The organism is Pontibacillus salicampi, assembly GCF_042434395.1.
Classification (GTDB): domain Bacteria; phylum Bacillota; class Bacilli; order Bacillales; family BH030062; genus Pontibacillus; species Pontibacillus salicampi.
The window spans coordinates 338,019-350,356 of record NZ_JBHLTP010000011.1 but is presented as its reverse complement, the minus strand read 5'-3'; the positions used below and the strand labels follow the sequence as shown (position 1 = coordinate 350,356).

General features: G+C 42.4%; 13 protein-coding genes. 12 read left to right on the top strand and 1 reads right to left on the bottom strand.

Annotated elements, in window-relative coordinates:
- Positions 1–10 precede the first annotated feature (10 nt).
- From ACFFGV_RS13865 to ACFFGV_RS13810, 12 genes are all read left to right on the top strand, one after another.
- Complete coding sequence (locus ACFFGV_RS13865) at positions 11–223, top strand: biotin/lipoyl-binding carrier protein (protein WP_377348881.1); 213 nt, start codon at positions 11–13, stop codon at positions 221–223.
- A 16-nt stretch (positions 224–239) separates the two neighbouring features.
- On the top strand, positions 240–1,616 hold the full coding sequence (locus ACFFGV_RS13860) for an acyclic terpene utilization AtuA family protein (protein WP_377348878.1): 1,377 nt from the start codon (positions 240–242) through the stop codon (positions 1,614–1,616).
- Entirely contained in the window at positions 1,609–1,956 is a 348-nt protein-coding gene (locus ACFFGV_RS13855; protein WP_377348876.1) for an AtuA-related protein, read from the top strand. Before ACFFGV_RS13860 ends, ACFFGV_RS13855 begins: the two co-directional genes overlap by 8 nt.
- Before the next feature lie 11 nt (positions 1,957–1,967).
- Positions 1,968–3,554 carry a class I adenylate-forming enzyme family protein gene (locus ACFFGV_RS13850; RefSeq protein ID WP_377348873.1) on the top strand — a complete coding sequence of 529 codons (1,587 nt, stop codon included), beginning with the start codon at positions 1,968–1,970 and terminating at the stop codon, positions 3,552–3,554.
- On the top strand, positions 3,535–4,707 hold the full coding sequence (locus ACFFGV_RS13845) for an acyl-CoA dehydrogenase family protein (RefSeq protein WP_377348870.1): 1,173 nt from the start codon (positions 3,535–3,537) through the stop codon (positions 4,705–4,707). The genes ACFFGV_RS13850 and ACFFGV_RS13845 overlap by 20 nt, the downstream gene beginning before the upstream one ends.
- A 15-nt stretch (positions 4,708–4,722) precedes the next feature.
- Positions 4,723–5,877, top strand: coding sequence for an acyl-CoA dehydrogenase family protein (locus ACFFGV_RS13840; RefSeq protein WP_377348867.1), 1,155 nt, complete (start codon positions 4,723–4,725; stop codon positions 5,875–5,877).
- 47 nt (positions 5,878–5,924) lie between these two features.
- Positions 5,925–7,478, top strand: a complete 1,554-nt coding sequence (locus tag ACFFGV_RS13835) for an AMP-binding protein (protein WP_377348864.1) — start codon at positions 5,925–5,927, stop codon at positions 7,476–7,478.
- Between the two features lie 20 nt (positions 7,479–7,498).
- Positions 7,499–9,028 carry an o-succinylbenzoate--CoA ligase gene (menE, locus tag ACFFGV_RS13830; protein WP_377348862.1) on the top strand — a complete coding sequence of 510 codons (1,530 nt, stop codon included), beginning with the start codon at positions 7,499–7,501 and terminating at the stop codon, positions 9,026–9,028.
- Positions 9,029–9,040: 12 nt separating this feature from the next.
- A complete protein-coding gene (locus ACFFGV_RS13825) occupies positions 9,041–9,475 on the top strand; it encodes a MaoC/PaaZ C-terminal domain-containing protein (RefSeq protein WP_377348860.1) in 435 nt (144 codons plus the stop codon).
- 15 nt (positions 9,476–9,490) lie between these two features.
- Positions 9,491–10,468, top strand: coding sequence for an NAD(P)H-dependent flavin oxidoreductase (locus tag ACFFGV_RS13820; protein WP_377348857.1), 978 nt, complete (start codon positions 9,491–9,493; stop codon positions 10,466–10,468).
- A 316-nt stretch (positions 10,469–10,784) separates the two neighbouring features.
- Positions 10,785–11,360, top strand: coding sequence for a hypothetical protein (locus tag ACFFGV_RS13815; protein WP_377348855.1), 576 nt, complete (start codon positions 10,785–10,787; stop codon positions 11,358–11,360).
- A 28-nt stretch (positions 11,361–11,388) separates the two neighbouring features.
- Positions 11,389–11,637, top strand: coding sequence for a ribosomal protein L7/L12 (locus ACFFGV_RS13810; protein ID WP_377348853.1), 249 nt, complete (start codon positions 11,389–11,391; stop codon positions 11,635–11,637).
- Between the two features lie 150 nt (positions 11,638–11,787).
- Here ACFFGV_RS13810 and ACFFGV_RS13805 read toward each other — a convergent pair whose 3' ends face one another.
- Complete coding sequence (locus ACFFGV_RS13805; protein ID WP_377348852.1) at positions 11,788–12,225, bottom strand: CHRD domain-containing protein; 438 nt, start codon at positions 12,223–12,225, stop codon at positions 11,788–11,790.
- Between the last annotated feature and the right edge of the window lie 113 nt (positions 12,226–12,338).

Below are 12,338 nucleotides of genomic sequence, written 5' to 3'. Positions count from 1 at the left end.
AGGATAACGGATGAAATACAGTGCACCGATGAGTGGAAATGTGTGGAAGATTATGGTCAAGGAAGGAGGTACTATTGACCAGGGGGATGTACTAATTATCTTAGAGTCTATGAAAATGGAAATTCCAATAGAGGCCTCTCAGGTAGGTACAGTTCAGAAGATACTAGTCGGGGAAGGTGACTTTATTCAGGAGGGGGATCCTGTTATCGATTGTACGGATTAAAGAGAGGAGGTAGAGGATGAAAACTGTAAAAATTGGTGCGGCACAAGGGTTTTACGGAGATACGATAGAACCGGCTGTAACGAGCGCTCGGTTTGGTGATGTCGATTATCTCTGCTTCGATAGTTTAGCAGAATTAACCATGGCCATTCTACAGAAGGATCAGGAGAAGGATGCTTCCTTAGGTTATACGAGGGATATTACTACAGCCATGACGTCCTTATTGCCCTTTGTAAAAGAGAAGGGAATAAAGCTGTTAACCAATGCAGGTGGTATGAATCCAGTTGGGGCACAGCAGGAGGTCATTCGCGTAGCTCGTAAACTTGGGTTATCAGATATAAAGGTTGCGGTAGTGACGGGGGATAACCTCATGCCTCATTTAGAAAACATAGAGTCAGAGGGTGTAAAGTTGAACCATTGGGAAACGGGGGAGTCAATAGACAGTGTACGGGACAGGTTATTATTTGCAAATGCGTATGTTGGTGCAAAACCACTAGTGGAAGCGCTGCGTATGGGGGCTGATGTTGTTATTTCCGGGAGGACGACAGACACGGCTCAATTTCTTGCACCATTGCTGTATGAATTTAACTGGCAGGAAGATGATTGGGATTGTTTAGCAAGTGGCGTATTTATGGGTCACCTACTGGAATGCTCTGCACAATCCACAGGTGGTAATTTTAGTGGGGACTGGCAGAGTATAGAGGCAATGGATCAAATAGGCTATCCCATTGCAATTTGTGAACCTAATGGCGATTTCACCGTAACGAAGGTCGAGGAAGCTGGAGGGATGGTCACTGCAGATACAGTGAAGGAGCAAATGCTGTATGAAATTCATGACCCTTCCCATTATATAACTCCAGACGTCATTGTTGATTTGACAAAGGTTCAGCTCGATGAAACAGGAAGGAATGAGGTGAAGGTTAGCGGCGTGAAGGGAAAGCCAAAGCCTTCGGAGCTCAAGGTAGTAATGGGGTACGAAAATGGATATATGGGTCAGGTATTAGTAGGCTTTTCTTGGCCGAATGCGTTACCAAAAGCAGAAAAAGCGAATGAGATTATTCGGAAGAAAGTGAGCCGCTCTGGACTCTCCTTTAAGGAGCTCCATACGGATTACATTGGCTATAACTCTTTGCATGGACCACTTGCGACTCATCCGTCACAGGACGTTAATGAAATTTATTTACGTATGGCGATCCGTACTACTACTAAAAAGGAAGCGTTGCAATTTAGTCGTTTATTCCCTCCATTGGCGTTAAATGGTCCGCCAAGTATGGGGGCCTATCTCGGCAACATTCCGCCACGAAAATTAATAGGGATGTGGGCTGCGCTTATACCTCGGCAAATAGTGGAGCGTAATGTAGAGATGCAAATAGAGGAGGTGACGTTGTATGTCTAGCGTCCAGCTAGTAGAGATAGCGCAGGCTCGCTCCGGCGACAAGGGCAATACGGTAAATATCGGTCTTATCGCCAAAGAGGAAGGGGCTTATTCTTATCTGGTGGATCAGGTTACTAGTGATAAGGTAAAGGAACATTTAACAGGGTTAGTGAATGGAACAGTAACAAGGTATGAACTCCCTAATATTGGCGCACTTAACTTTGTATGCACCGAGGCCTTAGCCGGTGGAGGGTCAAATTCGGTTCGGTTAGACAATTTAGGTAAATGCTTTGCGGCAAATTTATTGCGTATGACAATTGATATTCCAGAAAACGAAAAAAATGTAAGCGATATCATATAAGGGGTGGTGAAATGAATAAGACAGTAGTTGAATCCTTACAGGAAGCCGCTAATCTTGTTCCAAATACCGTATTTTTGTATGAAGGGAATCAGAATTTCACCTTTCAAGATATGGATCAATTAAGTGATACCCTCGCATCATCTTTATATTCGCTAGGACTGAAACAGGGGGATCATATCGCTATAAATGCGTTAAACCAATCGGAATGGCTGCTTGCATTTTTTGCTGCAGCCAAGCTAGGCATCACTGTGGTGACGTTGAATGTAAGGTATCGGGATAACGAGATAGAATATATGGTCAATAATGCGGACGTAAAAGCGATTATAAGCGTGGACGCATTAGGAGATTTCAATTATGTATCCTTCTACCAACGGCTAGAGGACAGACTTCCTTCTGTGGAGCATTATATTTTCATTGGCGATAATTCCAGATTTACAGGAAGCTATTCGTTCCAGCAGCTAATGGAACGAAAAAAGGAATTAATGATAGCTACTCCAACCATAACACCTGAAGAGGTTTTACTTATGATTTATACATCTGGGACGACTGGAAAGCCAAAAGGAACGATGATAACACATAAGAGCATACTAGCTTCAGCTAAGGCTCAGGTGGATCATTTTCAAGTTACAGACAATGACTTAGCAATTGGTGCCCTGCCCTTCAACCATGTGGGAGGAATTACCTGCACTGTAATGGTCGCTCTCGTGAGCAGGAGTAAGGTCGCTTTAGTTCCTTCTTTTCACCCAAAGCAAGTATTAAATACAATCGAACAGTATCAGGCAACCATATTAGGCGGGGTACCTACGATGTATTACATGCTCATTGGCCAAGAAGAGGTGTCCTCCTATGATGTTTCTTCACTGCGGCTTTGTATTGTGGGAGGTTCTAATGTCGAGCCTGGACTTGCTGATGACATGGTACGCGTCTTTCCTACGGCTCACTTAGTAAATTTATATGGTTTAAGTGAAACATCAGGAGCATGTATCCTTTCTAATTTCGAAGATTCAGTAGAAAGAATAGGGGAAAGCATTGGTGTTATCATAGGTGATTTTGAGGCAAGGGTAGAAAAGGATAACCATTTTGATGACTCTCCTGGGGAAGTAGGAGAGCTTATGATTAGAGGAGATTGTGTAGCTAAAGGCTATTACAACATGGAGGACGCTACACAAGATACGTTTACTGAGGATGGCTGGCTATGTACGGGAGACATGGTTTCCATAGAGGAAGGCGGTTACGTGTATTTCAAAGGGCGGAAGAAGGAAATGTATGTAACTGGTGGCTTTAATGTCTTTCCAGTAGAAATAGAGAATGTGCTTACTAAGCATCCCAAAGTTGCCCTTGCTGCTGGAATTGGGGTCCCTGATAAGTGGATGGGGGAAATAGGAAGGTATTACATTGTTCCTGCTTCAAAAGCAAAGCCAACTGCCGAGGAACTAACGGACTACTGTCTCCAGCATGTATCGGATTATAAGGTTCCGAAAGAATTTATATTTGTGGAGGAGGTACCAATGACTCCAGCAGGAAAAATACAGAAAGCAAAATTAAAGGAAGCAGTAGTGAAAGGAGAGTGGAGCAGTAATGGCGAAAAACGCGTATAAATTGAAACGGTCTAATCCCTATTTTACAGAAGAACATAATCAACTTAGAAAAACGATTCGTCAATTCGTAGAGAAAGAGGTAACCCCTTTTGTGGATGAATGGGAAGAGGCTGGTGAATATCCAAGGAAGATGATGAAGCGCATGGGAGACCTCGGATTTTTAGGCGTGCGTTACCCAGAGGAGGTTGGTGGTCAGGGATGGGATTATTTTGCTGCAGTTGTTCTAGCGGAGGAGCTTGGGCGTTGTGGTGCAGGAGGCTTTCCAATGGCGGTAGCGGTGCAAACAGATATGGCAACGCCGCCAATTTTAGAATTTGGCACGAGGGAGCAGCAAGAGCGGTTTTTAAAACCAGCGATTCTAGGGGATAAGATAGCTGCAATAGGTATCTCCGAGCCGAACCATGGATCTGATGTAGCAAACATACAAACTCGAGCGTATCGAGATGGGGATGAATGGGTGATAAATGGTTCGAAAACGTATATTACCAATGGTCCCCGGGCTGACTTTGTAACCCTTGTCACGCGTACATCCGATGAGCCTGGTTATAAAGGGATAAGCTTATTTTTAGTCGAATCGGATCGGCTTGGATTTTCGGTTAGTAAGAAGCTCGACAAGGTGGGGATGCGGTCCTCTGATACAGCAGAGCTTATCTTTGATAATGTTCGAGTTCCACATGCTAACCTACTTGGGGAGGAGGGGAATGGCTTTGCCCATATAATGTGGGAGCTCCAGGGGGAACGAATGATTGGTGCAGCTGGAGCAATTGGGATGGCTGAATATGTCTATGAATGCGCTTATGAATATGCGAAGAGACGCAAGGCGTTTCAGAAGACGATTAACCAATTTCAGGTTATATCTCATCTACTGGTCGAAATGAAAACCGAAATTGAAGTATGCAGGGAGCTTACGTATGCGACAGCGTTGCGCTTTGCCAACGGGGAGGTACCTAGTAAAGAGATATCGATGTCTAAGCTTGTTGCAGCCAAAATGGTTCATTGGGTATCAGATAGAGCTATTCAAATTTTTGGCGGTAGTGGGTATATGATGGATAACCCCGTTCAGCGTATTTGGAGAGACAGTAGAGTATATCGAATCGGTGGCGGGACAGATGAAGTGATGAAAGAAATTATTTCGAAGCAGTTGGAATTGTAAGGAGGAGGTGTAGAAATGAATAACCATTGGATATTTACAGAAGAGCATGAGATGTTTCGAAAGTCATTCCGAAAGTTTGTAGACAAAGAGGTAAAACCACATGTGTTAGCTTGGGAAGAGCAAGGGGAAGTATCAAGAAGTTTTTTCAAAAGAATGGGAGACCTCGGTTATTTAGGAATTAAAGTGCCGGAACAGTATGGGGGGCTCGGATTAGACTATGTAACAGAAGCGGTGTTAGTGGAGGAGTTGAATAAATGTGGTTCTGCTGGAGCCGCTGCGGCAATAGGCGCTCATATGGGAATTGCGATGACCCCAATCCTGAACTTCGGGAGTGAGGAGCAAAAGCAAGTCTATGTCAGGTCAGCGGTACATGGTGAAAAAATTGCGGCCCTTGGCATCACAGAGCCGAATACAGGAAGCGATGTCGCCTCCCTTAGTACCATAGCACGGAAAGAAGGAGAAAACTATGTACTTACTGGCTCGAAAACCTTTATTACGAATGGTGTGAACGCTGATTATGTAGTAGTTGCAGCAAAGATGCTAGATAAGCCGGTCCATCGCAATATAAGCCTATTCATTGTCGATACAGATAGGAGTGGTTTTCACGTTGGCAAGCGGTTAGACAAACTCGGATGGCGTGGATCAGATACGGCTGATTTGTATCTGGACGAGGTGGTCGTGCCAAAAGAGAACATTATTGGGGAAGAAGATGAGGGATTCTCCTATATTATGCAAAACTTTCAGTGGGAACGTATTATGATGGCATTATCTGCTGTAGCACAGGCTGAGATGGCTTTCGAGTCTACAAAGAAATATACACAGGAGCGAATTCAATTTGAGAAGCCACTCACTGGCTTTCAGGTTGTTCGTCACAAGCTAGTCGACATGTCAGTGGATTTGGAAAAGGCAAGACACATGGCATATAAGGCGCTTTATTATATTCAGCAGGGAGAAGATGCTACAACAGAAGCAACAATGGCTAAGGCATATGCCGGTGAAATGGTGAATCGGGTAACAGATGAGGCAGTGCAGCTCCATGGTGGAGCAGGGTATATGATGGAATACGATGTTCAACGGTATTGGCGAGATGCCAGGATACAATCAATAGGAGGTGGAACGACCCAAATTATGAATGAGATTCTAGCGAAACGATTGCAGGTAGTAGAGTAGTCATTGGTGAATCATGCTTTTTTATTCCAATCGAAGGGGATGGATAGATGATTATTAATGAAGTAAACCGAGTTGCTGTAGGAGATATAGTGAGGAGAGCGGCCAACCGTTTTCCAGAAAAAGTTGCTTTTGTTGATCAGGAAACGGAAGTAACCTATCGACAATTTGATGAGATGTGTAATCAGTTCGCTAACTACTTGCTGCAAAATGGATATAAAAAGGGAGATCGAATCGTCACACTTGCCGGAAATTCCTACGAACACGCCGTTGCGATTTATGGTATAGCCAAAGCCGGACTGGTATGGGTGCCTATAAATCCAGGTATTTCTATGACAGAAAAGCTTTATATTTTGGAAGAAGTAGAAACAACAACTATTATAGGGGACCCTGCCTTCCTGTATAGTCATAAGGACGACTTCAATCATTATTCTATTCTCGTATTTGGAGATGGGAATCCACCACTTGGCGTTTCCTTTTTAAAGGTCGTTAATGAGGAGTCTGTGGAAGAGCCTGAAGTAGATGTGGAAGACAGAGATATTGCCCAGATTATGTTTACAAGTGGCACAACAGGTAACCCAAAAGGAGTGGCGATTAGTCACCTTAGTGTTTATATTGCCAGCCTTGCTAATATAATTGAAATTGACATAAAGCCCGAAACAAAGGGGACCATCCTAATGCCTATGTTCCATTGCGCCCAGCACACATTCTTAACCTCCTTCCTTCATATTGGCGCAACTTCCATTATTGTGAATGGATTTGAACCTGAATCCCTCATGAAGACCATTCAACGAGAAGATATTACTCTTATGTTTGCCCTTCCTATTATGTATAAAGCTATTCTTTTCCACCCAAAACGAATGAATTATGATATTCAGTGCTTAGATACGTGTGTGTATGCAATGGCACCTATGGATCGAGCGACATTAGAAAAAGGCGTCACAGAGCTCGGTGCTAAGTTTGCCCTTGGTACAGGTCAAACCGAAATGTACCCTGCCACTATGGTATTTAAACCGGAAGAACAGCTTCGTCGCTTTGGCTCCTATTGGGGAACAAGCAGCTTAATAAATGATACAGCTGTGATGGATGAAGAAGGAAATCTTCTTCCAGATGGTCAGGTGGGAGAAATAGTTCACCGGGGACCCAATGTGATGGAGGGGTACCTGCATAATGAAGAAGCAACAGAGCAATCGAGACTATTTAACTGGCATCACACTGGTGACTTAGGGTATTTCGAGAATGGGCAAATGGTGTTTGTTGATCGAAAGAAGGATGTGATTAAGACAGGGGGAGAAAATGTAGCCTCCATTAAAGTAGAGCAGACTATTATTAATCATCCAAAGGTTGGCAATACGGTGGTGGTGGGCTTGCCTCATGAACACTGGACTGAAGCTGTGACTGCTTTTGTAATCCCAAAGGAAGGGGAATCCTTAACAAGCAATGAGGTTATTTCCTACTGCAAGGAACATTTAGGAGGTTTTCAAGTGCCAAAGGATGTTGTGATGGTCTCAGAATTGCCGATGACCTCAACAGGAAAGATTCAAAAGCATGTAGTTCGTTCTAGTTATCATAATCACTATCAGTCCGAAACGTCTGTGGACTAAAAATGAAAGGGGGATACGATATGGATAATGGGATTGGTTCGTGGATTACTTACCATACAGAACATACAGCAGATAAAATTGCCCTGATTGATAAAGAAGAAGTATTTACCTATGAGAGCTTCAATACACGTATTAACCAATTGGCGAATGGATTATGGCAGCTCGGGGTTCGGAAAGGGGACCGCGTTAGTGTTTTATTGTTTAATCGACACGAATTATTAGAAGCTCTATTTGCTTGTGCAAAGATGGGGGCTATATTTGTCCCAATCAATTATCGTCTTAGTGTCGAGGAAGTAGAATATATAACAAAGGACGCTGGGGCTCGGGTCATGATTTATGAGGAGAGGACTACTCCTGTTATTAACGGATTAAAGGGTAGGGTAAAGGACATTACTCATTATGTGTATGTCGGGGAGGAACCGGATGTAGAAGATATTACGTATGAACACATGTTAGAGCAATCCTCCTCTATGGAACCAGGACTAGAGTGCGAAAACGATGCTATTCATATGATGATGTACACCTCCGGAACGACAGGAAAGCCAAAAGGAGCCATGCTCACACATGGTAATACACAATGGAACGCCATTAATATTCTCCAGGCGTTAAGCTTGGATAAAGAGGATACAACGTTGACTCCAGCCCCTCTATTTCATATTGGGGGAATGAACGTACTGACTACTCCTATGTTTTATTTAGGGGGTACGGTTATTCTTCAGGATGTCTTTCAGCCAAGTAAGACTTTAAGCCTTATTCAGGCCCATCAGGTAACGTGTATGTTCTTAGTGCCGGCCATGTGGATGGCCATTATGCATGCGCCTGATATAGAAGAGTATGACATCACTTCTTTACAGTTAAACATTTCTGGTGGAGCACCATGTCCACTAACGGTTATCGAATTCTTCCAGCAAAGACATGTCCCATTTTACGAAGGGTTCGGTTTAACAGAAACAGCGCCGTTTGTAGCTATATTGGACAAAGAAAATGCCTATCGGAAGAATGGTTCTGTTGGGAAAAACCCGATGCATACTGCAGTCCGAATCGTAGATGAGCTAGATAGGGAAGTAGGTATAAAAGAAGTGGGTGAATTGTGTGTGAAGGGACCTAACATTTTCGCCGGATATTGGAATATGCCAATAGAGACGAGACAGGTCATGAAAGAGGGCTGGTTTCATACAGGTGACTTAGCTATGAAGGATGAAGAAGGCTTTATGTATATAGTTGACCGTAAGAAAGACATGATTATTAGCGGCGGTGAAAATATTTATCCGATTGAAGTGGAGCAGGTCCTCTTCACTCATCCAAATGTGCAGGAGGCAGCTATCGTTGGTGTGCCTGATGAGAAATGGGGTGAGGTTCCAAAAGCATTCCTCGTATTAAAGCAAAAGGATCAAGCCGTAACGAGGGAAGCCTTACAAACGTTCTGCGCCCAAAAGCTAGCAAACTACAAAATACCAAAGCATATTGAATTTCTAAATGCGTTACCAAGAAATGCAACAGGAAAGATTTTAAAAACGCAGCTTCGTAAAGCTCAACCGGTCAAAAAATAAGGAGGAATGACTATGTTCACGAAATATTTCGAGCAGTATGAGGTGGGGGAGACGTGGGAATCTCATGGTCGAACCATTACAGAAACGGATTTAGTTAATTTCTCTGCCTTGAGTGGGGATTGGTTTCCTCTTCATACAGATATCGAATACGCCAAGAACACGGCCTTTCAACAGCGAGTGGCCCATGGCGCGCTCATTTTATCCATCAGCACGGGATTAATAGATTTAGAGCCTGGAAAAGTAGTGGCGTTTTATGGGATAGAGAAGCTTCGTTTTATACGACCTACCTTTATTCATGATACTATTTCCGTCGCTTTAGAAATAGTAGATTTGGAGGATAAGGGAGAAACAGGCGTAGTGACCGTTCGAGAGAAGATTGTCAACCAAGCAGGAAAAACGGCAGTTGATGGCGTATTAAAGCTATTAGTGAATAAGTATTCAGTTTAAGGAAGGAGCTTGACCATGCTTACGAAACTGCCAGAACCTATTGCAAGAGAGTTAACAGTACCAGTCATTAATGCACCAATGTTTCTAGTGTCAGGACCAGAACTCGTTATGGAGAGCTGTAAAGCAGGCATTATTGGTTCGTTTCCATCATTAAATGCTAGAACACCAGAAATTCTGGAGGAATGGATGGTGCAGATTATGGAAGCGTTAGCAGAAGCTAAGGAAGAAGATCCACAAAGGAAAGTTGCTCCATGGGCTGTTAACCTTATCGTACATCGCTCTAACAAACGGTACGAAACAGACTTGGAGCTAGTAAAGAAATATCAGCCTCCTATAGTTATCACTTCGCTTGGGAATCCATCAGCTGTCGTGGAAATTGTCCATGACTATGGAGGGCTTGTTTTCTCTGATGTTGCCAATGTCCCGCACGCAAAAAAAGCAGCCACTACTGGAGTGGATGGACTGATACTCGTCAGCTCGGGAGCCGGAGGTCACGCAGGAACCATTAATAACTTTGCGTTTGCCGGAGCGGTAAAAGAATTCTGGGATGGGATTACTATATTAGCTGGATGTATTTCAAGCGGAAACGATGTTCTTGCCACACAAGCGCTTGGTATGGATATGGGATATATCGGCACGAAATTTATTTCAGCTAAAGAAAGCATGGCATCAGATGAGTATAAGCACATGCTAGTACAATCGACATTAGAGGATTTAATTTACACGGACGCCTTCACAGGAGTCCATGCCAATTACTTAAAAGAAAGTATTAAAAGAGCAGGTATTGATATGGAGGGGCTCACGAGTAAAGGCAGTGTGGATTTATCGAAGCTTAATCAAACCGACTCCAAAGCATGGAAGGACATTTGGTCTGCAGGTCAAGGGGTTGACCAAATACAGAACGTGCAACCAATAGCAGAAATAGTAGAGGAGCTTACAAGAGAGTATGAAGAAGCAAAAGCTCGGGTTGCAGGAGCGATAAGTGTAAAATAAAATAATCATTATAGTTAGGGCTGTCGTTTATCGGCAGCCTTTTGTTTTTATAAGAAGTATGTCCTTCTTTAGATATAAGTTCATATATTGCAACATCGCTAACATACACCGTGATCCTAGTATATAGTTATCTAAGACTAGATAGAATGCAGCCACTAATTTTGATAATCTAAGAAGGTTACTTTCGTGCTATTTTTATATATATCATTGAAAATGGTAATTAATTCCTTTAAGGTGTCAGTTGTGGACAGGGAAATTTTTTCAGTTTTTTCCTCCGGATTCTCACACAATATTATTCATGAGGGAGCATGATTGTATGATGTATCAGACACGGAAAGTGATAGCTATGATAGTAGCTATGGTTATGTTAACGTTACCTGTAAGTAGCGCAGTAAGTCACGTGAATGCTGCGGAGCTGAACGATTCCTTGGAGAATCAAAATCAAACTACCTACACAAAAAATGAGGTGGAGCAACTTCTGCCGCTTTTAGAAGCTATTGAAGAAATTCCGGATGACATGTTAGCTAGAGGAGATGCAGAGGAAATCAATAACTACTTTGCAGAAAAGGGTATTGAAACAAATGTGGTTAAAAATGCTCGGAATGTGACTGCTCAGGATGCTATCATTGCCGGTTCAACATCCTCCAAAGGCTATGGCACTCAAGGGGTTTGGGGATGCTCATTAGCTATTGCTGAAATTATCGCTTTAAACGCGCTGCCTATTGCCAAAATAACAAAAATTAAAAAATACATAGATGCATTGGGTGGCATTAAAGAAACTGCAAAGCTATTAGTAGGAGCAACCACAGTCGGTGAAAAAACGGCAGCATTTAGTGCATTGGTTGCTGAGCTTTCCGGTTTTACAAAAGTTAGAAATAAATGCGGATTCTAAACTATACAGAAAGATAGGTGTCATTGATATGTTAGTAGAAGCAGCTTCTTTCATTATTATTATAACTCTAGTAATCTATATTTTTGTTCTTCACAACAGGATTGCTAAACTTCAACAGTCCACCAAAACAGATAGTATTGATATTAGTTCAGAAGTACATGCTATGATCAATGATGGAAAAAAGGAAACGGAAATTGTAAAATTAGTAAGAGAAAAAACTGGACTAGGATTAGTAGAAGCTAAGCAGTATGTAGATAAAGTGAAAGAAGCACGGTAGGTTTACAGAGAACCAATCCACTCTATGGGTTGGTTCTTTTTGTTATGTAATGATGTGATATTACTGCCCCACTTATTCATATAAAAAGGAGATGGTAGTAGGTACGCACTTACTACTCACCAACTCTATTAACGGCTCAAGAGGTACAGGTTACTCTCTTTTCCCCAAAGGGATAATCTGCCCACGTATTTCACCGCCGACGTTTTGTTCTGTATGCACATTGACGTAGGTTAGCTCTTTTCTCATAAGTTCTAGTAAATCTTCTACATTTTTAACGCCTACATCGTTTTTTTCGATATCCTCGTCCGTAATCATTCCTGTAACAACACCCTTTTTAGTAGAAATACCGTTTTGTTCTGCTAATGTTGCAACATCTGCTCCGAAAAGGAATGCAAGTACAGGCCCATTTTCATCGCGATTACCGGCATGAATGTGCGCTTGCACGAAGTTGTCAATGTTATTTACCTCAAGGAAGAACTTAATTTTAGTACAATGCCTGTTAGCTATAAATTTTGCTACGCCAAAGGCATTGGTATCTACTGGAGGAACTTCATTTCTCCCTTTTAAGCGAGCAATAAATTTTTCCATTTTATCACCTCCTCTATGATGTATTCTATTCCAACCACATTCGTTTTGTATGGGTGTTATGTGTAATCTAAGAGAAGGATTAATAATCTATAAGAAAAAGTCATTTTCTTATA